19 protein-coding genes and 1 tRNA gene are annotated in these 19,907 nt (G+C 42.3%); 13 read left to right on the top strand and 7 right to left on the bottom strand.

The genetic code is table 11. The features are described from left to right. Nucleotides 1–429: DUF4351 domain-containing protein (locus tag IM485_RS03100; protein ID WP_287741191.1), on the top strand; the 429-nt coding region annotated here is incomplete at its 5' end. A 53-nt stretch (nucleotides 430–482) separates the two neighbouring features. On the opposite strand, the gene priA is transcribed toward IM485_RS03100, so the two are convergent. Next, nucleotides 483–2,972 carry a primosomal protein N' gene (priA, locus tag IM485_RS03095; RefSeq protein WP_287741198.1) on the bottom strand — a complete coding sequence of 830 codons (2,490 nt, stop codon included), beginning with the start codon at nucleotides 2,970–2,972 and terminating at the stop codon, nucleotides 483–485. Nucleotides 2,973–3,751: 779 nt separating this feature from the next. Between priA and IM485_RS03090 the strand changes: the two genes are divergently transcribed. Both IM485_RS03090 and IM485_RS03085 read left to right on the top strand, forming a co-directional pair. After that, entirely contained in the window at nucleotides 3,752–4,885 is a 1,134-nt protein-coding gene (locus tag IM485_RS03090) for an RNA polymerase sigma factor, RpoD/SigA family (protein WP_104395543.1), read from the top strand. Nucleotides 4,886–5,190: 305 nt separating this feature from the next. Next, complete coding sequence (locus IM485_RS03085) at nucleotides 5,191–6,351, top strand: aminotransferase class V-fold PLP-dependent enzyme (protein WP_104395542.1); 1,161 nt, start codon at nucleotides 5,191–5,193, stop codon at nucleotides 6,349–6,351. 117 nt (nucleotides 6,352–6,468) lie between these two features. Here IM485_RS03085 and IM485_RS03080 read toward each other — a convergent pair whose 3' ends face one another. Beyond that, nucleotides 6,469–7,245, bottom strand: a complete 777-nt coding sequence (locus IM485_RS03080) for an RNA polymerase sigma factor SigF (protein ID WP_287741186.1) — start codon at nucleotides 7,243–7,245, stop codon at nucleotides 6,469–6,471. 346 nt (nucleotides 7,246–7,591) lie between these two features. Continuing rightward, entirely contained in the window at nucleotides 7,592–8,668 is a 1,077-nt protein-coding gene (gene ruvB / locus IM485_RS03075) for a Holliday junction branch migration DNA helicase RuvB (RefSeq protein WP_104395540.1), read from the bottom strand. 23 nt (nucleotides 8,669–8,691) lie between these two features. Here ruvB and hisF point away from each other — a divergent pair, with 23 nt between their 5' ends. The 4 genes from hisF (at nucleotide 8,692) to IM485_RS03055 (ending at nucleotide 11,323) form a co-directional block, all read left to right on the top strand. Continuing rightward, complete coding sequence (gene hisF / locus IM485_RS03070) at nucleotides 8,692–9,456, top strand: imidazole glycerol phosphate synthase subunit HisF (RefSeq protein ID WP_287662571.1); 765 nt, start codon at nucleotides 8,692–8,694, stop codon at nucleotides 9,454–9,456. Between the two features lie 246 nt (nucleotides 9,457–9,702). Continuing rightward, entirely contained in the window at nucleotides 9,703–9,903 is a 201-nt protein-coding gene (locus IM485_RS03065) for a hypothetical protein (protein WP_104395538.1), read from the top strand. A gap of 118 nt (nucleotides 9,904–10,021) precedes the next feature. Next, nucleotides 10,022–10,094 (top strand) — tRNA-Ala (locus tag IM485_RS03060). 131 nt (nucleotides 10,095–10,225) lie between these two features. Next, nucleotides 10,226–11,323, top strand: coding sequence for an AI-2E family transporter (locus IM485_RS03055; RefSeq protein WP_287741196.1), 1,098 nt, complete (start codon nucleotides 10,226–10,228; stop codon nucleotides 11,321–11,323). Between the two features lie 105 nt (nucleotides 11,324–11,428). On the opposite strand, the gene IM485_RS03050 is transcribed toward IM485_RS03055, so the two are convergent. Next, nucleotides 11,429–12,268, bottom strand: a complete 840-nt coding sequence (locus tag IM485_RS03050; protein WP_287741182.1) for a reverse transcriptase-like protein — start codon at nucleotides 12,266–12,268, stop codon at nucleotides 11,429–11,431. A gap of 232 nt (nucleotides 12,269–12,500) precedes the next feature. Here IM485_RS03050 and IM485_RS03045 point away from each other — a divergent pair, with 232 nt between their 5' ends. The 4 genes from IM485_RS03045 to IM485_RS03030 all read left to right on the top strand — a co-directional run bounded on the left by IM485_RS03045 (nucleotide 12,501) and on the right by IM485_RS03030 (nucleotide 15,170). Then, on the top strand, nucleotides 12,501–12,719 hold the full coding sequence (locus IM485_RS03045) for an Asr1405/Asl0597 family protein (RefSeq protein WP_104395535.1): 219 nt from the start codon (nucleotides 12,501–12,503) through the stop codon (nucleotides 12,717–12,719). A 68-nt stretch (nucleotides 12,720–12,787) separates the two neighbouring features. After that, nucleotides 12,788–13,363 (top strand): (2Fe-2S) ferredoxin domain-containing protein, encoded by a 576-nt coding sequence (locus IM485_RS03040; RefSeq protein ID WP_104395534.1) that lies wholly within the window; start codon nucleotides 12,788–12,790, stop codon nucleotides 13,361–13,363. 101 nt (nucleotides 13,364–13,464) lie between these two features. After that, on the top strand, nucleotides 13,465–14,319 hold the full coding sequence (gene purU, locus IM485_RS03035) for a formyltetrahydrofolate deformylase (RefSeq protein WP_104395533.1): 855 nt from the start codon (nucleotides 13,465–13,467) through the stop codon (nucleotides 14,317–14,319). A 137-nt stretch (nucleotides 14,320–14,456) separates the two neighbouring features. Further along, the gene (locus IM485_RS03030; protein WP_104395532.1) at nucleotides 14,457–15,170 is read left to right on the top strand and encodes a DUF3782 domain-containing protein; all 714 of its coding nucleotides are present in this window, start codon (nucleotides 14,457–14,459) and stop codon (nucleotides 15,168–15,170) included. Between the two features lie 472 nt (nucleotides 15,171–15,642). On the opposite strand, the gene IM485_RS03025 is transcribed toward IM485_RS03030, so the two are convergent. Continuing rightward, nucleotides 15,643–15,864: a hypothetical protein gene (locus IM485_RS03025; RefSeq protein WP_104395531.1), complete on the bottom strand. Its 222-nt coding sequence runs from the start codon at nucleotides 15,862–15,864 to the stop codon at nucleotides 15,643–15,645. Nucleotides 15,865–16,096: 232 nt separating this feature from the next. On the opposite strand from IM485_RS03025, the gene IM485_RS03020 reads away from it, so the two are divergent. Both IM485_RS03020 and IM485_RS03015 read left to right on the top strand, forming a co-directional pair. Then, nucleotides 16,097–16,318 carry a hypothetical protein gene (locus IM485_RS03020; RefSeq protein WP_002755098.1) on the top strand — a complete coding sequence of 74 codons (222 nt, stop codon included), beginning with the start codon at nucleotides 16,097–16,099 and terminating at the stop codon, nucleotides 16,316–16,318. Next, nucleotides 16,311–16,724, top strand: coding sequence for a pepsin/retropepsin-like aspartic protease family protein (locus tag IM485_RS03015; RefSeq protein ID WP_002794980.1), 414 nt, complete (start codon nucleotides 16,311–16,313; stop codon nucleotides 16,722–16,724). The genes IM485_RS03020 and IM485_RS03015 overlap by 8 nt, the downstream gene beginning before the upstream one ends. A gap of 182 nt (nucleotides 16,725–16,906) precedes the next feature. On the opposite strand, the gene IM485_RS03010 is transcribed toward IM485_RS03015, so the two are convergent. Both IM485_RS03010 and IM485_RS03005 read right to left on the bottom strand, forming a co-directional pair. Next, on the bottom strand, nucleotides 16,907–18,484 hold the full coding sequence (locus tag IM485_RS03010; RefSeq protein WP_104395530.1) for a TRAP transporter substrate-binding protein: 1,578 nt from the start codon (nucleotides 18,482–18,484) through the stop codon (nucleotides 16,907–16,909). 360 nt (nucleotides 18,485–18,844) lie between these two features. Then, nucleotides 18,845–19,840: an L-lactate dehydrogenase gene (locus IM485_RS03005; protein ID WP_104395529.1), complete on the bottom strand. Its 996-nt coding sequence runs from the start codon at nucleotides 19,838–19,840 to the stop codon at nucleotides 18,845–18,847. Nucleotides 19,841–19,907 lie beyond the last annotated feature (67 nt).

Genomic DNA, 19,907 nt, shown 5'->3' with positions numbered 1-19,907 from the left:
GCAATCCCAGAGACATTATGGTTAAGATTATTGGGTAGAGGAGGAACAAGAGAGAGAGCTATCGATGAATTAGAGAGATTATCACCGAATAATCCCCTAAAATCGGCTTCCTTAAACTTATTGTATAATTTGAGTAGAAATCTAGAAGCGTTATCGAAAAAAACACAGGAGGATAGGGAGTTTATTATGCGTTTAGCTCCACTTTACCAACAGGATAGGGAACAAGCGATTCAAGAGGGTGTACAACAAGGAAGACAACAGGGAGAAGCGTATTTACTCCTCCGTCAACTTCAGCGACGTTTCGGAGAAATACCCCAGAATCTACAAGAAACCATCCGTAACCTTCCTGTGGAGAGCTTAGAAGACTTAGGACTCGCTTTATTAGACTTTAACACTTTGACGGATTTAGATAACTGGTTGCATCCGTGAACAATAGCGATCTCGCGTAGCGAGCGCGTTGCGATCGCATTATCCATCCTTGATTATTCTATCGTTAAGGGGTCCACATCGATCGCCATACTTACCCTTGGTAAAACTAAGCTTTTCAGAGGAAGAAAAAGACGACCGATATCAGCCTTGTCTCCCGATAATTTTAACAGAATTTGCCAGCGATAACGGTTAGCCACGCGCATAATTGTTGCGGGTGCAGGTCCCAAAATATCCCAATCGGAACCGAAATTATTAACACATTCCTCCGCGACATTTTCAGCACTTTTCTGCACTGCTTCCCCATCTAAACCACTAAAGCGAATTAAGACTAAACTGCCGTAGGGAGGATAATTTAAACCCTCTCTCTGCATTAATTCCGTCTCGACAAAACCCTCATAATCGTGGGTTTGTACTGCTCTAATCACGGGATGTTCTGGGGTATAGGTTTGGATAATTACCTTTCCTTCTGTTTCTCCCCTTCCTGCTCTCCCTGCTACTTGGGTGAGGGTTTGAAAAGCGCGTTCGGAGGCGCGATAATCGGAGTGATAAAGTAAACCATCGGCTGCCATTACTCCTACTAGGGTAACTCGATCGATATCTAATCCTTTGGTGAGCATTTGGGTTCCCACTAAAACATCGAATTCACCATCAGTAAATAGTTTTAATAGTTCCCGGGGAGCATTTTTGTTACGGGTGGTATCACTATCAAAACGCAAGCAGCGCAAATCAGGAAATTCTTTGCTTAATTCTTGGGTGACTCGCTGAGTGCCAGTGCCGAAAAATTTTAGATAGGGAGAACCGCATTCAGGACATTGTTTCGGATGGATGCGACCATAGTTGCAGTAGTGACAGCGTAGTAATTCCTGCGCTCCCGGTTCGGTGTGGTGATAGGAGAGGGAGACATCACAGTGGGGACACTCCAGCACATAACCGCAACTCCGGCAAGATACAAAAGTACTATGTCCCCGACGACTGACGAATAAAATTGCCTGTTCTCCCTTGTCGCGCAGGGTTTCCAGCGCTGAACGCAGGGATTGACTAAACAGGGAACGATTGCCTCGTTGCAATTCCCGTCGCATATCGACGATTTCCACCTGCGGCAAGGGGCGATTTTGGATGCGATCGGGCAAAGATAGGTAAAGACTAGGATTAGCTTGGGATTCTAGCCATGTTTCTAGGGATGGCGTGGCCGATCCTAAAATTACGGGACAATGGTTTAATTGAGAGCGCCATTTAGCCACGGTACGCGCGTGATAGGTGGGAAGTAATTGACTTTGTTTAAAGCTGCTATCGTGTTCTTCATCGAGGATAATCATGCCTAGATGGGGTAAAGGGGCAAAAATCGCCGATCGCGTCCCGATAATGACTTGCGGGGTTCCTGTCAACATCTGTCGCCATGTATCGTATCTTTCTCCTTCCGAGAGGGCGCTATGATAAACATAGACTCGATCGCCAAAACGGGCCACAAAGCGATCGGTTAGTTGCGGTGTTAATCCAATTTCGGGGACTAAAACCAAGGCAGATTTACCCGCTGCCAGGACAGGTGCGATCGCCTGTAGATAGACTTCTGTTTTACCCGATCCCGTCACTCCATGTAAGAGAGCGCTTTCACCACCTTTCAGGGTTTGAATGGCTTCTAAAGCTTGTTTTTGACTAGAAGTGAGTGTTTTTGGTTGATCCCTGCTCATAATCGCCGAGGATAAGCGCAGAAATTCCCGGTCCTCAATCACCACATAACCCTTGTCAATCAGCGGTTTAAAATGTTTTGTCCCCGCGAGTTGTGCCAATTCTGGCAGCCACATTTCTCCTCCCTGGTGGCGTAAGATTTCGACAATTTTGCGTTGATTTTCGGTTAAATCCGCAGGAAAGTCGGTTATTAGCAGGGTAATGGCTTTTTTTAGCTTAATATTGGTACTTTTGGGTGCTTCTAGATAGCTTTCCACCCAACCGCGCTTAACTAAGTCTCGGATACCGTAATTGGCATTTTTTACTTTTTCTTGCAGGTATTTCGCCGAATAATCGCCTTCTTTTTGATTTTTGAGCAGGGATAAAATCTGACGAGAGAGGGGAGTACAAAAAACTTCCGCACCAGGGGGAATCGCTTCTGGTTTTAATCTGATGCGACGTTGGGAACTTCGCAGTAAACCCGTAGGTAAAGCGACGCGAACAACGGTGATTAAATCTGTTGCGTAGTATTGGGCGATTTTCGTCAATAACTGCCAATAATTATCGGGAAAAAACCCCTTAGCAATCACATCTTCCACGGGACGAATTTGATTTTCTTCTAGTCCTGGGGGCAAATTTTCGACAAATCTAAGAGCAATTCCCCCTATTACCTGAGAACCAAAGGGAACGCTTAAAATATCGCCGATTTCTACTGTTAAATCCCGGGGGATACTGTAGGTTAATATTTGCTGATCCTCTTGACTATCTCTAGGATAAGGCCGATCGACCAAAACCTCTAACCACGGTTGTCCAGTTGTGGTTAATTGGTAAGGTGTGCGAGGTTCCGCTACAGTTAGAGTAGCACAGCGATCGAGCATAGTCAGTGGGGAGATGGGGTGATAGGGTGATGGGGAGAATGGGGTATTTAAATTATAGTTTAAAGCTTGAGGGGAATAAAACCAGTTAATTTTCTCTAAAAACAGTTTAAATATTGCTTTTTTGCCCACAAATTTTGATTTTTAGCCCGTGAAGTCTGCCCAAATGATAATTATTGACTATTAGCTATTAAATCGCACCCTAGTTAGGGTTTGATTAATAAATCTAAAAACCTTGTTGGATAATATCTTTAGGCTTTTTTGAAATCAAAAAGTGGCAGCCTTTGGAGGGATCGGGGGGGAGAATTAGGCACTTTTTCCCTGAAACTTAGGTAATTGACCACCTGAAAATGGGTAAAACCCCACAACACCCCACACCCCACACCCTACCCCCAGGAAAAACTTTTTGCCGCAAACCGTAGTTAGTCAAAAGGTGAGAATGGTTCTCAATAGAAAAAGCGAAGAATGGTAATAAAAAGCTGATGGCTATCTTGATTGTTAAGAAGCGTGATCTTTACCTAGTCAAATACCAAAAACCTTAGTTAGAGTGTATAAGTGGAAACCCTGAAAGTCTCCCCTATTCACCAGAAAATCTGATTATCTGGTTCAGCGATTTGTAACAATCCACACAGAAGCGCCTAATTATATCCCAGAAATGGCCGCCATTAATTAAGAAAACGTTTAAAAAATCTGCTCCCCGAAAATTCAATGTAACAATCAGCCCATTGGGAGAAACTGAGTTTTTCCCCGCTATTATAACCCCACTCCATCCATAACTGCTTATGAAAATCTCTAAACTAGCCGCCGATGATAATTTTAATCAAATCATTGCCCTGGAGACAAATCCTTTAGAACTGGACAGCGTGGATTTTAATGAAAGAACTGACGAGGATCTGACTGAATCTTTACCGGAAACCCTAAAAAACACTCGTGGGAGTAGTGGAACGCGATACGATAAAGGCAGCAATGAAGACACTGTTGGCGCATTTTTTAAAGAAATGGCCCGTTATCCCCTGCTTAGTGCGGAAGAAGAAATTGAATTAGCCTACTTGGTTAAGTTTCTCATGGAAGCGGAAGAAGTACGCCAAAAACTGCAAGAAAATTTACATCGTCCCCCGACGAAAACAGAATGGGCGATCGCTTTAGAATTAGATAATGAACGTCAACTGGAAAACCGTCTTTATCGCGGACGAACAGCTAAACGGAAGATGATTCGTTCTAATTTGCGCTTGGTGGTTTCCATCGCTAAACGCTATTTAAATCGCGGGGTTCCTTTCTTAGATTTAATTCAAGAAGGTGCGATCGGACTCAACCGTGCGGCCGAAAAATTCGATCCCAATAAAGGTTATAAATTCTCTACCTATGCTTATTGGTGGATTCGACAAGCAATCACCCGCACTATTGCTAACGATGCGCGGACAATTCGTTTACCGATTCACATTGTCGAAAAACTCAATAAACTCAAAAAAGCGCAGCGCATTCTCAAGCAAGATTTACAGCGCAATCCCAATGAACGGGAACTCGCGGAAGCGTTAGAAATAACTCCCGAACAATTGCGGCAATTATTACAATTGCGTCGTCAATCTCTCTCTTTAAATCATCGTGTAGGGAAGGGAGAAGATACGGAATTAGTGGATCTTTTGGAAGATGATGATCTACAACTTCCCGAAGATAAAATGAATGAGATGATGATGCGTCAAGAAATTTTCGCAGTTTTAAGTGATGTTCTCACGGAACGGGAAAAAGATGTTATCTCCCTCCGTTATGGTTTAGCTACCAGTCAACCCTATACCCTAGAGGAAGTGGGAGGAATGTTTAATTTATCTCGCGAACGAGTACGTCAAATTCAAACTAAAGCGATGCGAAAATTACGTCGTCCTCAAGTCGCACGTCGTCTGAAAGGATGGTTACATTAATAATTTTTTCTAACTCGTTCTCTCCCCTCTCCTTTTTCTTGGAGAGCTTTTTTTGTCGATATTTAGCTTAAAATTAAGATCAAGCTGATTTTCTCAGTAGATAGTCATAATACCTATGAACTGACATCTCCAACGGAAAGTGAAAACGGGAAAATATCAATCTCCAGAAAAAGTCATTGACTTTGCTTTGCAGTTACTCGATGAATACGAACAAATAACTGATGCGGAATGGAGAGAATATATTCGGCAAAAATAGATGAAGCTATTATTTTTTCTAGTTCTCAATAAAATCAAACTAATTCAATATGTCCAAAAATTCTTGGTTAATTCCCGATAATATTTATTTTCTCAACCATGGTTCCTATGGTGCAACCCCTAGAATAGTCTTGGATTATCAGCAACAATTACGGGAACGAATGGAAAGGCAACCTTTAGCATTTTTGGGGAGAGAATTAGAAGGTTTATTAGATATTGCTAGGCAAAAATTAGCGGATTTAGTCAGTGTAAATAGCGATGATTTAGTCTTTGTTCCCAATGCAACCACAGCAGTGAATGCGGTGTTAAATTCCTTAACTTTTCAGGAAAATGAGGAAATTCTGATCACCGATCAAACCTATAATGCTTGTGCTAATGCAGTTAAACATATAGCTAAAAGATGGGGTTTAAAGGTAATTATCGCTAAAATTCCCTTTCCCCTACAGTCTCCTTTAGAAATTAGTCAAGCAATTTTAGCATCTGTTTCTCCTCGGACAAAATTAGTAGTTTTAGATCATGTCACCAGTCCCACGGCCTTAATTTGGCCAATCGCAGAAATTGTGCAAGAATTAAATAATCGGGGTATTGATACTCTCATCGATGGCGCTCATGCTTTAGGTTTTTTACCCCTTAATATCGGGGCAATTAATCCCACCTATTATACTGCTAATTGTCATAAGTGGTTATGTAGTCCCAAAGGGGCTGCTTTTCTTTATGTGCGCGGGGATAAACAGGCAATAATTCGACCTTTAACTATTAGCCATGGAGCGAATTCCCCTCGACAAGATCGTTCCCGTTTTCAGTTAGAATTTGCTTGGATGGGAACCGATGATCCCACCGCTTATTTATCAGTGCCAAAAGCGATCGAGTTTTTAAATTCTCTCTCTATTGATGGTTTACTGGGTCTGATGGCGAGGAATCATAATTTGGTTTTAAAAGCCAGAAATTTGCTTTGTCATGCCTTGCAGGTCAATTATCCCTGTCCCGAATCGATGATCGGATCGATGTCCTCAATTCTAATTCCTAGTTATGCTTGGATAGCAGAAGATTTATCTAGACAACTGTGGGAAAAATATCAGATCGAATTGCCGATAATTCCCTGGGGAGAAGCATCATTAATTGTGAGAATTTCTGCTCACTACTATAATTCGATCGAGCAGTACGAATATTTAGCTGGGGTTTTGAATTACTTGCTATTTGGGCAAAGATAAGCGGGGAGAGGGGAGCGGGTAGTGGTGGGGAACAATCGATAACCAGGTTTTTCAAGTTGGATTTAGGAGTTAATGATGCTCTTAAAAAGGGAGCTGCTATGATAACCGATAATTGGGCTAAAATGCCTCTTGGAGCATGGTTTCCTTGAGCATTTCTAAACCCTTTTTCACCCGACGGGAGACGGTAACAACACTAATGCCTAATTGTTCGGCAGTTTCCCGTTGAGTAAGATCTTTAAGGAAAACAAATTCGAGAATATGACGGGTTTTCTCTTCTAATTGAGCCAGTGCTTGTTGTAAACGAATGCAGTCCTCTTGACAAAGTTGAAAGCTGCGATAACCAGGATCGGGAATGAGGTCTTTTAAACAAGTATTATTATCTTCATCGTTATTAACCGTCGCATCGAGACTGAGGGGTTCACGGTTTTGGAAAGCCAGTTTTACCTCTTGCCATTCTTCGAGCGAAATATTTAAAGCGAGGGAGATTTCTGTATCATTGGGTTGACGATTGTGGATAGTTTGGAAATCCCGACGCATATTTGCCGCTTGTCTGCCCAAATCTAACCAACGACGAGGAATACGAACCGTGTAACCCTTATCGCGCAGATAGTGTTGAATTTCGCCGCGAATATAGGGAATGGCGAAGGAACTAAAAGCATGACCTTTGCTGCTGTCAAAACGCTTGATCGCCCGAATTAGTCCCATACAGCCAACCTGCACTAAATCTTCGTAGTTTTCATGGCATTGATTGACCCAATGATGAGCTTCCCTTCTGACTAATCCTAGGTTTAACCGTATAATTTGATCCCGTAACTTATTATCCCCTGTTTTTTGGTATTTTTGAAACAGGGTAAGAGTTTCCAGTTTAAGATTTTCTTTATTTAGGACAGACATAGTGCGCTAACAGACTTAAAAAATTATTGACTATAAAAGCTCACTATTGCATAGCTTTGACCAATCCCAACATAGTCTAGATGAGAAGCGGCAAGCAATGACAACAATGTAACTTACTACGATCTTCATCATACGGTCTTTACACAAGGGCTTGTGTGATTTCAAGCAGTCAAGGCAGTATTTAAAGACACAAGTGAGCTAAAACGCCGGTAATTAGTGTCTGCGGCAAAAAGTTTTTCGTGGGGACAGGGTGTGGGGTGTGGGGTGTGGGGTGTGAATTTTCCTCCTGAAAAAGCCTTAATCCAACAAGGTTTTTAGATTTATTCAGCCAACCCTATCCAGAAAACTAGAACTCGAACAAAGGTAAACTCCGATCCTCATTTTTCGGCAATTTCGCCAGTAAACCTAAATGTTCGTAGGCGGCTGCCGTCACTACACGACCCCGGGGAGTACGATTAAGATAACCTATTTGTAATAAATAAGGCTCATACACCTCTTCAATCGTCTTGGCATCTTCTCCCGTGGCTGCCGCTACCGCTTCCAATCCCACGGGTTTACCTTGAAACTGTTCGATCATCGTCTTTAATACTAATCGATCGGTCCAATCTAAACCCATAGAATCCACATTTAACTGATTTAATCCCTCAGCGGCTAAATGGGGGGTGATCATAGTTTCTCCCTTCACCTGCACATAGTCGCGCACCCGTTTTAATAAACGATTGGCAATGCGTGGAGTTCCCCGACTCCGACGGGAAATTTCGATCGCACCCGCTTCGGTAATGGGAATATTAAAAATAGTGGCACTTCTGAGCATAATTGCCGTCAATTCCTCGACCGTATAGAAACGCAGACGTTGAATCATGCCAAAACGATCGCGTAAAGGCGCAGTTAAAGAGCCAACTTTGGTAGTAGCACCGATTAAAGTAAAGGGAGGTAAAGAAATACTGCGAATTTTCGCTGCTTGACCCTTACCAATCGTCACATCTAGGCGATAATCCTCCATCGCTGGGTATAATAACTCCTCCGTCACCCGATTCAGTCGATGAATTTCGTCGATAAAAAGAATATCCCGGGGTTGAAGATTGATCAGGATGCCGGTAATATCCCGGGGACGCTCTAAAGCGGGGGCGGCAGTAATGCGGCAATTTACTCCCATCTCAGCCGCTAAAATTAAAGCCATGGTGGTTTTTCCTAACCCCGGCGGTCCGTAGAAGAGCAAATGATCGATCGCTTCTTGTCTAGCTTTGGCCGCGGCGATGGTGACTTTTAGATTAGCCTTTAAGTCCTGTTGACCGATATAATCCTCTAGGGATTGCGGACGAATCTGCGCTTCTGCTTTTTCCGTTTCTTCTATAGTGGGATTGGGAGTGAGCAGATTTTCCTCGGCTGCCGGGGTGGAATTGTGCGATCGTTTGATGGCCATTGTTACAATCAAGAGTCTAGGATATGTTAGCGAAGCGGATTTTGCCTTGTTTGGATGTCAATAAAGGTCGGGTAGTTAAAGGGGTTAATTTTGTCAATCTTCAGGATGCTGGCGACCCCGTGGAGTTGGCCCGCTTGTATAATCAGGCAGGGGCTGATGAGTTGGTTTTTCTTGATATTACTGCTACCCATGAAGATCGCGACACGATTATTGATGTAGTCTATCGCACGGCGGAACAGGTTTTTATTCCTCTGACAGTGGGTGGGGGCATCCAATCCTTAGAAAATATTAAAAATTTGTTAAGAGCCGGGGCCGATAAAGTCAGCATTAACTCGGCTGCCGTGCGCGAGCCGGAATTGCTCGATCGAGCCAGCGATCGCTTTGGGAAACAGTGCATTGTGGTGGCGATCGATGCTAGACGACGCAAGGATGTGCATAACCCCGGTTGGGAGGTTTATGTTCGGGGTGGACGCGAAAATACGGGTATTGATGCTTTATTATGGGCCAAAGAAGTGGAAAAACGCGGGGCGGGTGAGTTGTTAGTTACCAGTATGGATGCCGACGGCACGCAAGCGGGTTACGATCTGGCATTGACAAAAGCGATCGCTGAAAGGGTGGAGATTCCTGTGATTGCCTCTGGAGGAGCGGGTAATTGTCAGCATATTTACGAAGCATTGACGGAAGGCCGGGCAGAAGCCGCTTTATTGGCTTCTTTGCTCCATTATGGTCAATTAACCATCGCTGAGGTCAAAAATTATCTGCAAAATCAACAAGTACCCGTGCGTTAGCTAGGGAAAATGAGGGACAGATTTGCAGAACTTAATCTAGGGATTGAGTCGCTTTTTCGGGAAAAGGATTTCTTTAGGCTGCAACCCTAGAAGAGTAAGGTTTACACCTATTACTGAAAGTCAATGGCTGACGGCTGACAGCTGCGATCAAAAAACCAGCAAAAAATCCCTGTTTTTAACTTCCCTCCGATTATCCCCAGGGAAAATTATGTATTAGAATAGAGGAAAGTTAACAAAATTTAAAATATGTTAGTTCCGATTCTCATCTTTGACCTCGGTCTTGTGGCTTGGTCATTGCATCTAATGCAGCAAGCGTTCGACAAGCAAGAGTTTTCCTTGATGCTGGCGGGAACCTTGGTGGCAGCAGCGGCAGTGGCTATGTTAGTAGTTTATTTCCTCATGGGCCACTGTTTAACCTATTTAACCCAAATTCCGGCTCCTGTTTAAATGGGGGCGATTGTTTTACTCTTATGGATTAGCGATCGCCTTGGCAGTGACAAATTTTTTTCTCGCTAACCCTTGACAAAATGATTCTATTTAAGCTATATTCAAAAATGGTCTTCAAGGGGTTATAGCTCAGTTGGTAGAGCACCTCAATGGCATTGAGGGGGTCAGCGGTTCGAATCCGCTTAGCTCCATAGGGTTAAGATAAGAGTTTCAGGATTACTGGGGACTCGAAAGGTAGCGAGGAGATGGTAGATTGAAAGAGGATTTCTGGTTAGAAAAGTCTCTTTTTACCTCGATACTCTCTCAGGACAAAATTAGTTATATGATGGAGCTTTTTAAGCAACTACCTCGTTGGTTGCGGCTAAGTCTAGTTTTTCCGCTCTTATTTCTCAATGGCTGGTTATTATTCCAATTATTTAGCTACCTAGAACCCTTAGTCAGTATTTTTGTCACTGCTAGTTTACTAGCTTTTGTCTTAGATGTTCCCATCAAACTGCTGCAAAGACGCGGGGTTAATCGCAGTGGTTCGATCGCTATTGTCTTTTTAATTGCCCTATTAATTTTGATTGTTTTAGGTTTAATTTTAATTCCCCAGATTGTCGAACAATTAAGCAGTTTAATCAATAGTTTGCCCCAGTGGATCGAGTCGGGAACCGAACAGATACAAAATTTAGAAAAGTGGGATAAAACTCAGAAATATGCGATTTATATCGAGCAATCAATCACCCAGTTATCGGAACGACTAACCAATGTTTTACAAACTCTTAGCACTCAATTACTAAGCTTTGTGCTGGGAACTATCAACAGTATCCTAAACATTCTCTTTGTTCTAGTTCTCACCGTCTTTCTGGTTCTCTATGGCGAACAAATTTGGGAGGGAATTTTAAGTTGGATTCCCTCTCCCTGGAATTTCAAATTAAGAACGATTATTCGTCAAACTTTTGAAACCTATTTTGCCGGCCAAACCATTTTAGCGGGAATTCTCAGCCTTGCTCAAATTTTTGTTTTTGTGATTCTCAAGGTCGATTATGCCCTATTATTCGGGGTGGCGATCGGTCTAACTACATTAATTCCTTTTGCCAGTGCCTTCACCATTATTGGCATTAGTACCCTACTGATGTTTCAAGATTTTTGGCTAGGATTAAAGGTTTTGACCCTGACTATTATTGTCGGTCAAATTAATGATAATGTCATCGCCCCTCGGTTAATGGGAGGTATGATCGGACTTAATCCCGTCTGGATTATTCTATCTCTTTTTATCGGGGGCAAAGTGGCAGGAATTCTCGGTTTATTGATAGCAGTTCCCATCGCTAGTGTGCTGAAAAGTACCATTGATATCATCCGCTCCCAGCAGCGGGAAAAAGAACCGGTAGTTTTCCTAGAAGAAACGGTGAAAAATTCCTCGGAGGAGAGCAAATAATCATAAATCCTGTTTTTTCAGTGAACAGTAAACAGTAATGAGTGAATTGAAAACTCACATCTGCTAACTGCTAACTGCTAACTGCTAACTGATAACTGATAACTGTTATGAGCGGCTAATTTCTTCGAGAATAGCCATCGCTTCTGTCACCCTATCCCTAGGGATAAATAAATGATCGTGATAATAACCAGAAATGACATTGACGCTAATTGCTGCTTGGGCCAGTTTCTCGCTAATCACCGCTAAAAATCCCACCGCCGCTAAACTAGAATGCACAGAAAGAGTAATTTGTCTATAAATATATTTGTACTGCAATCCTGTGCGATCAGCCTGCTGACGGGGAATAATCACCGTTATGCCTTCCTCTTCCTGAAATTGGCAGATAGGAGTTAATTGTAGCTGTTCTAGTCCTGTTGCTGTTAGGGAAGAGAAAACGAATTCTTCAGTATTTAGGATTGGTTTCAGGGATTGGAGCAGAATATCGAGATTAGTTTCCCCTTCCTTCGCTTTTTCTGGCGATTTTTTCGCCGCATCCATACACTGATTAGCAGCAGCGTCAGCCACACTATTTTTAGCTCGTTCAATCCAGCGCCAGCTAATGCGATCGAATTGGGCGACTAATTGACAAGCACGCTGATAAAAGGGACGTAAACTATCGCTTTTTACCTTCCAGTCTCCCTTAACTTGATTGATGACTAATTGACTATCTCCCCGAATTTCTAAGCTTTTTAAGCCTAATTCTTGGGCTTTTTCCAATCCAATAATCAATCCCGTGTATTCAGCCTCGTTATTAGTGGCTCTCTCCATATATCTAGTCGTAGTCAAGGAATTGCCCTCGGCTAAAACTATTACCGCAGCACCGGCTGCTCTCCCCGGATTGCCGCGAGAACCACCATCAAAATAGAGAATTGCTGAATTATCGGTTTTTTGAGCTTTTTTATCCATAATTTTCGTCAATAAATCTTGTTATCTCCATTTTTATCCCTTTGACAATTGTAGGCGGTAGCGATTCCGGGATCGGCAAAGCGGACAAGGCAACAATAGCAAGATTTTAGCTGATCGCCGCTACCGGGTAACTTTTTTTTCTTCAAGTTATTGATAATTATTTGCAGTTGTCGGTTATACTGAGAACATCAGCCCAGAGTTATATTGCTAATAGTTCTCAATTAAAAGCCCCATGAGTATAGACAAATGGCTATCGGAAGGTGAGAAAATCTTCAATCTTAGTGCTTGGGATCGCTGGCAGCTCTACCACCGGCTCCAGGACCTAGACATTGAATGTAAATGCTGGCTCCATCAGCTTTTGCAGGTTCGCATTGATGGACCGGCTCAACTTTTACAGCTGTGGATTGTCCTGCGACAGGTAGAGGTTTCCCGAGGCTCTTTAATTGGTTAGCTGGAAACCTGTTGGCAGGCATAATCCTTGAGAAAAATTAGCAATCTGAGAGTAAAAAGTGAGAAAGTATGTCAAAATCTGCAAGTACCATGGTTCCCTTTCAAGTGGTCGGTCAATTCCTCGGTTTTGTCCTTAAGGACGGATATAAGGTAAAATACCTGAGAATCAGTGTTGATAAACGGGAATATTGGTTTAAGCCCGAAAAAACACTGCGAGACCACATACCTCTTAATATTGCTCTCCACTCATGGCTAAAAGTGACGGGAGAAAGTAGTCTTTGTTCAAAGAAGGGAAAATTAAAACTGAGGGTACTGGGGATTGAGCATTTATCTGGCGAAAAAACCCCAGAAGTGGCTCCAGCAAAAGCGAAAAAAGCCACCGTCTTAATCTGTCAGAAGTCCGATTGTTGGAAAAATGGCGGTGCGAGAGTCTGCCAAAGGTTAGAGAGTAGTTTAGAGGAAAAAGGACTGGGAGAAGCGGTGAATATTAAATTAACTGGCTGTTTAAAACAGTGCAAAAAAGGCCCGAATCTGGTGGTTATGCCCGATAAAAAGCATTATAATCAGGTAGCTCCCCAAGATGTACCCTCCCTAATCGAGCGGCATTTTGCCACTTCTGAGCAAGGGAAAAGCCTATCAGTTTGACTGGAAATTGAATCGATCTTTTTTGTGTATCTAAGGGACGAAGTGGCTAAAATTGTAATAAATTAGGGGTAGAAAAAGTCAATTCTTGCCGGCGATAATTTATGACTGCTGCCACTGCAACCTTGTTAATTTCTTGTCCCGACCAGATTGGTCTGGTGGCGAAAATCGCTAATTTTATCTACGCTAATGGCGGCAATATTATCCACGCTGACCAACACACGGATTTTTCGGCGGGATTGTTTCTGATGCGGATAGAATGGCAATTAGAAGGGTTTAATTTGTCCCGTGGGATGATCGAACCAGCTTTCGCCGCTATTGCCAAACCTTTGCAGGCTAGTTGGTCCCTACATTTTTCCGATACTGTCCCGCGTCTAGCTATTTGGGTGACAAAACAGGATCATTGTCTTCTCGATTTATTATGGCGACAACAGGCGGGAGAAATTAGGGCAGAAATTCCTTTAATTATTAGCAATCATCGAGAATTACAATCAGTTGCCAATCAATTTGGTATTGATTTTTATCATCTTCCCGTTACCGCCGAAACCAAGATTGAACAGGAAGCCAGACAATTAGAGTTACTGCGGGAATACCGGATAGATTTAGTGATTTTAGCTAAATATATGCAGGTTCTCACCCCAAATTTTATTAACTCTTTCCCCAATATTATCAATATTCATCATTCTTTTTTACCAGCTTTTGCGGGAGCTAATCCCTATCAACGGGCTTACGATCGAGGAGTAAAAATTATTGGAGCCACCGCCCATTATATCACTGCCGATCTCGATCAGGGGCCAATTATCGAGCAGGATGTGGTCAGAGTTAGTCATCGCGATACCGTGGGAGATTTAATTCGTCAAGGTAAGGATTTAGAAAGGGTGGTGTTAGCGCGAGCGGTCCGTTTACACTTGCAAAATCGCGTTTTGGTTTACGCTAATCGCACGGTAGTATTCGCTTAAGGTTGCTAGGGTAAGGTCATCTAAAATGGGATAAGATGTAGTGGACAAAAAAGAGAGCATTGAAGGCTAACAATTAGGAAGTACCGGCGCGATTGACTAAAATAGCAATAGACCAGATCAGAAGGAAAAAATTATCTATGGCAACCACATCCGAAGATGTATGGCGACTCTTAGCCGAATTAACTACCGCTCAAAAAGAAACTGACCGACAACTCAAGGAAACTGACAAACAACTCAAGGAAGTTAGTCAACAACAGAAGGAGACTGAACTACTATTAAAAGAAGTTAGTCAACAACAGAAGGAAAACGCCCAACAACTCAAGGAAACTGACCGACAACTCCGGGAAACTGACCGACAACTCCAGGAAAACGCCCAACAACAGAAGGAAACTAACAAACAACTCAAGGAACTGGGCAAACAAATTGGGGGACTCGGTGCCAAATTCGGCAGCTTTACCGAAGGACTTGCCCTTCCTTCAATGGAAACGATTCTCAGACAACGCTTTGGTATGGAAGTTGTTAGTCCCAGTGTCCGAGTCAGTAAAGAAGGACAACACCTAGAAATTGATGTTCTTGCCTATACCAATGGTGAGCTAAATACTGCTTATATTGTTGAGGTTAAAAGTCATGCCAGAGAGGATTCTATTACACAATTAAACAGTATTTTGCAACGGTTTCGCCGCTTTTTTCCTGAACACAAAGATAAAAAACTCTATGGCATATTAGCGGCGGTGGATTTATCCCCAGAATTACGCGAAAAAATTCTGCAAGAAGGGCTTTATGTAGCTCGGATTCATGACCAAGTATTTGAATTAGATATTCCCGATAATTTTCAACCTCAAACCTATTAAGTAGTCGTGCAAAATTAATTTCCTAAGGGAATAGAGCGAATATAGTGCGCCTAATTGATTTGTGAACGGGTAGGCTCCAGAAGTCAAGTGTAGCAGGACGGCAAACGGAGGGTTTTTACATTTCATTTAGGTGCGCTATAGAAAGCAATATTGACAGATTAGCAGAAATTAGTGAGGCAAAGAATTGGCGTATTGATCGGCGATTGCACTATGTGGTTAGCTGGCTGATCAAAACGAATTAATTCAAAAAACTTTCATATTGATTGTGATAACCAATCCAAATCCAGTAATAATCATCTCCCTTTTTCAAGGCTAATGCTCGACACCCGCCACTGACACGAGCAGCCAAAGGTTCTTACCAACCTTTTTGAAATGCAACGATGGGTGAAGTGAGTTTTGCTGCCAGAGTCGATAAGCTTTCCGCGCCTGCTCTTGCATCTCAGGTGACAGTTCAGTATAAGCTTTCCAGAATTCAGACGTTGCGAAGGACTTCATCGAGATATCTGACGTTGTTGGTTGCCATATCCTCTTCTGCCTGAGCGATGAGGCGATCTAATTTTCCCGATGCTAGGTCCGCTTCAATTTGTCTATCCCACATCTCATCAAGATAGTCTTGAAGCCAGTGTGCCAGAGCGCGGACTTCACTCTCTGGCAGTTGCTTAATAGCCGACTCAACTTCTAAGCGATTAGTCATATAACAGGTCAAATTTGAAGATCACAGCCATTTTATCGCTAATTAGGGTTTGCTGTTATAACCCCGTCCATGGCCTAACACAAACCGAAGAACCATAAAGATTAGATTGAACATTTCTGTGATTTCTATCTAACAGCAAAGTTAGCCTGCTTTTGGGGCAGGGATTAGCGCAAAGGTGGTGTTATACTCAGACAAAGTGCAGAAAGTCAAAATCCGTAACTTTCTTGAATCCATGCTGACAACTACTCAATTTGCGCCCCTGCTAAAGCAATTGTCTTACTCCGATAAGCTCTTATTACTTAACTTTCTTGTAGCCGAGTTGCTCAAGGATTCTGGTATTGTACCGATGTCTATTGAAGATGATCTCCCTAGACAAGGTTTACATGACTCTTTTGAGGCTGCCGCCATTCTTGCTCAAGCATTAAAAGAGAAACAAGAATTGACTCATGGCTAATAAGGTAAGATTTGCTTTCACCGAGGTAGATTCTAGTCTTGGGGCATTAAGTGCGCTTCCTTATTTACCATTGACATTAACTTATCAAAGTCAATCCTTGAATGTTTCGGGTCTCTTGGATACTGGCTCTAGTGTTAATGTGTTGCCCTATGAAATGGGTTTAGCTTTAGGTGCAGTCTGGGAAAACCAAAGGCTATCTCTGCCATTAGGAGGTAATTTAGCTAGATTTGAAGCTCGTGCATTAGTTGTTAAAGCTACTGTTGAGCAATTCCCCACCGTAGATTTAGCCTTTGCTTGGACACAAGATAAATATGCGCCGCTAATACTAGGACAGATGAACTTTTTTCTTGCCTTTGATGTCTGTTTTTACAGATACGACTTAGCATTCGAGATTAGTCAAAAATAGTTTGACTAGAGAAAAAAGAGGTGTGTTAGATTTCATTAACGCACCCTACCAGAGCAGCGATCGCTAAAGGAGATATTCTCAGTTATCGCTTACCCAATCAAGGTCAAGCAGCATTCAAGACTGTGAATTTACATTATCCGAAAGACCAAAAACCAGACCAACCACACTACTAATTAAACCACCTACTGCACTACCATATTTATGGGTTGATTTAAACGAGACATTATTTTAGTTAAGTCGGATAAATCATCCCAACTTCTCATTTGTGTTTTAAATCCTTCCCACTCATCATGTACTTCCTTAAACTGCGGATTCGCATCATACAGTTTAAGAAGTTCCTCTGTTTTAGCTTGAGCTACCTGTAGAACCTCATCGGGAAATGGTAGGATTTTGATATTTCCTGAACTTTCTAACTTCCTTATATCTCCAAGCGTCCGAGCGTTTCTTCGATCATATTCGGATAATATCTTTGTGTAGGTTTCATGGCAAACAGCCTCAAATATTCTTTGATACTCTGGTGGCAAATTTTCCCAAGCATCTTTGTTGACTTGCACATCAAAAGTTGTGCTTGGTTCCCACCATCCAGGATAGTAGTAGTATTTAGCCCCTGCTTTATGCAAATTTAACTGAAAGTCATCGTGCGGTCCAATCCATTCAGCAGCTTGTATAGTGCCTTTTTCAAGCTCGGTAGATATTTTTTCTATTGAGAGTGCTTTTCCAAAAATCTTTTTATCTGTATTGATACCGAAATAATCTGATAATACATCTGCTCCCAATCCAGGAATACGCATAATTAACCCATTGAAGTCTGCAACTGTATTAATCTCTTTCTTAAACCAACCTCCCATCTGTCCCCCTGTCGCTCCTGCTGGAAAAGGAATTACATTCAAACCTATTTCTCTGTAAAGACTTTGTATATAAGTTAGCTGGTCGTTAGGATCTTTTTTATATGAGAGCCAAGCAGTTTGTTCTTGAGGACTCAACCCGAAAGGAACAGCACAACCAAAGTAGAGGGGTCTATATTTTTCTTGTTCATAATAAATTCCACTAAATCCGCATTGAATATCTCCTCCCGCACTTACTTTTTGTAATATTTCCTCCGTTAGTATGTCTCCAGTTGTATCAACTTCGATAATAAATTGACTGTTGGTTATTGCTTTAATACGTTCACTAATCATTAATGGAGCGTCAAAAAGAATTACTTTGTTCTTTGTGCTTTCTCCTAAAAAGCTAACCATCTTCCATCGAACAGATGGTTGATATTGACGAACAAACCAACCAGCCGTCCCAGTCGCAATGGCTGTAGCCGTTCCGATAGCTGCATACACAACAGTTCTACGGCTTACAGGTATAGGTTGTTTCGGTTGTTTAACCGGTGGTGGAGCTTCTCCATTTTCTGTAGCAATATTGACTGCAAGTGCTTTAAATCTGCCACCAGTAGTTGCAATTGTTTTAATATCGCTATCGTCTTCAGGAGTATTATTTACAATTGCTTCTAATAGCAAGGATAGCTCTTTTTCTTTATCTTCACCTATAGCTTTACTAATGCTTTTGGGAAAATTTCTAGCATATTCCTGAAGTTCGCCCCACCTGCCATGATAGGGGTTGCCATTTCTAAGTTCCTGTTCAATACCCAGAAGGCAATCCCCTACTTGGTTAAAATACTTTATAACCCGTTTTCGATCTTCATCCTCAGATTGCTTCAAGCGATCGCTGACTTCAAATAATTTGGTTACAATTTCAACTAATTCTCCTAGCATTTCTGTATCTCAATATACTTTTTGCACAATTCTGCCGACTGTATAACACTGCTGAGAGTAAAGATAATTGGAAACTTTCAGCATATCACCCCATTTTAGCGCCATCGCCGGAACTTTTCCCCATATCATAACTAAAAGCGTATTAGCCAGAGCATATTCCTAACAACAAGCTGCAATAAAATAGACTTTTCGGGAAGTCTAGCACTAATTTCTTCAGTCCACCCCACAATTACCTAATTTTCGGGGAAAAAGTGCCAAAATTTTGCCCCTGATCGCTCTTATGTTCGGCACTTTTTCAGGGCAAAAAAATCTAAAAATCTTAGCCAACAATGTTTTTAGATTTATTCAGCCAAACCTAAGTTAAATTTTGAGTTGATCGATTAAATCGCGCATAATTTTGGCCGAATTATGTAACTGTTCCGTTTCTCTGGGACTGAGAGCAAGATTCAGAGTTTTAATCACTCCTTTCTCGTTAACCACCGAGGGAATACTTAAACACACATCTTTGAGACCGTATTGACCATCGAGGAGAGTGCTAATAGTGAGAATTCTTTCTTGGGAACGTAAAATCGCTTTAACGATATCCGTGGTAGCTAAACCGATCGCATAGCTAGTATAACCCTTGCGTTTGATAATTTCATAGGCGGCGTTTTTAACCTGAAGAAAAATTTCTGTTAAGCTTTCTTGGTCGGCTGCGCTTAAATCCTGCCAATCTCCTTCTAGTAACCTTGCTCCTCCGATATTAGCCGAACTCCAGACAGCAAGCTCACTATCCCCGTGTTCACCGATAATATAAGCGTGGACGTTACGCGCATCTACATGGAGTTGGGTGGATAAAAGAGAGCGTAAACGGCCAGAATCTAGCACCGTACCCGAACCAATCACCCTAGAAGGCGGAAAATGGGTGATTTTCAAGGTAACATAGGTCATGATATCGACGGGATTACTCACCACCAAAATCAAAGCACTGGGACAGTAAACAGCCACATCCGCAAGAATACGGCGAAAAATCGCCACATTTCGTTCAAGGAGATGTAATCGGGTTTCTCCCTCTTTTTGGGCAGCCCCAGCAGTAATAATCACCACATCGGCATTTTGTCCCACATCGGCCACGGTTCCCATTTTCAAGTCTGTGGGTTCAATAAAAGGCATTCCGTGCCTTAAATCCATCACTTCCCCTTCGACTTTATCCGTGGCGATATCTTGCAGAATTAATTCATCAAAACAGTCTTGAATTAACATCGAGTAAGCGCAGGCCATCCCCACCTGACCAACACCGATAATCACCCCCTTGCGAGGACGCAGAGGTGCGGGTTTTTCAGCGTAGGGATTGGGAGTAAATATTTTATCTAGCATAGATTTTGGCAGTTATTGGCTCGGTAAGCCCATTTTAAAGGGAAATGGTTAATATCAGGTAAAAGGA

Origin of the sequence: Microcystis sp. M169S2, assembly GCF_020245865.1 — a bacterium.
GTDB classification, from domain to species: domain Bacteria; phylum Cyanobacteriota; class Cyanobacteriia; order Cyanobacteriales; family Microcystaceae; genus Microcystis; species Microcystis ichthyoblabe_A.
The sequence above is the reverse complement of the archived record's forward strand: the minus strand, read 5'-3'. Positions and strand labels throughout refer to the sequence as shown.

Coding starts and splice junctions, on each gene's coding strand:
- priA (WP_287741198.1), bottom strand. CDS start 2,972: ATGCTCGATCGCTGTGCTACTCTAACTGTAGCGGAACCTCGCACACCT.
- IM485_RS03090 (WP_104395543.1), top strand. CDS start 3,752: ATGAAAATCTCTAAACTAGCCGCCGATGATAATTTTAATCAAATCATT.
- IM485_RS03085 (WP_104395542.1), top strand. CDS start 5,191: ATGTCCAAAAATTCTTGGTTAATTCCCGATAATATTTATTTTCTCAAC.
- IM485_RS03080 (WP_287741186.1), bottom strand. CDS start 7,245: ATGTCTGTCCTAAATAAAGAAAATCTTAAACTGGAAACTCTTACCCTG.
- ruvB (WP_104395540.1), bottom strand. CDS start 8,668: ATGGCCATCAAACGATCGCACAATTCCACCCCGGCAGCCGAGGAAAAT.
- hisF (WP_287662571.1), top strand. CDS start 8,692: ATGTTAGCGAAGCGGATTTTGCCTTGTTTGGATGTCAATAAAGGTCGG.
- IM485_RS03065 (WP_104395538.1), top strand. CDS start 9,703: ATGTTAGTTCCGATTCTCATCTTTGACCTCGGTCTTGTGGCTTGGTCA.
- IM485_RS03055 (WP_287741196.1), top strand. CDS start 10,226: ATGATGGAGCTTTTTAAGCAACTACCTCGTTGGTTGCGGCTAAGTCTA.
- IM485_RS03050 (WP_287741182.1), bottom strand. CDS start 12,268: ATGGATAAAAAAGCTCAAAAAACCGATAATTCAGCAATTCTCTATTTT.
- IM485_RS03045 (WP_104395535.1), top strand. CDS start 12,501: ATGAGTATAGACAAATGGCTATCGGAAGGTGAGAAAATCTTCAATCTT.
- IM485_RS03040 (WP_104395534.1), top strand. CDS start 12,788: ATGTCAAAATCTGCAAGTACCATGGTTCCCTTTCAAGTGGTCGGTCAA.
- purU (WP_104395533.1), top strand. CDS start 13,465: ATGACTGCTGCCACTGCAACCTTGTTAATTTCTTGTCCCGACCAGATT.
- IM485_RS03030 (WP_104395532.1), top strand. CDS start 14,457: ATGGCAACCACATCCGAAGATGTATGGCGACTCTTAGCCGAATTAACT.
- IM485_RS03025 (WP_104395531.1), bottom strand. CDS start 15,864: ATGACTAATCGCTTAGAAGTTGAGTCGGCTATTAAGCAACTGCCAGAG.
- IM485_RS03020 (WP_002755098.1), top strand. CDS start 16,097: ATGCTGACAACTACTCAATTTGCGCCCCTGCTAAAGCAATTGTCTTAC.
- IM485_RS03015 (WP_002794980.1), top strand. CDS start 16,311: ATGGCTAATAAGGTAAGATTTGCTTTCACCGAGGTAGATTCTAGTCTT.
- IM485_RS03010 (WP_104395530.1), bottom strand. CDS start 18,484: ATGCTAGGAGAATTAGTTGAAATTGTAACCAAATTATTTGAAGTCAGC.
- IM485_RS03005 (WP_104395529.1), bottom strand. CDS start 19,840: ATGCTAGATAAAATATTTACTCCCAATCCCTACGCTGAAAAACCCGCA.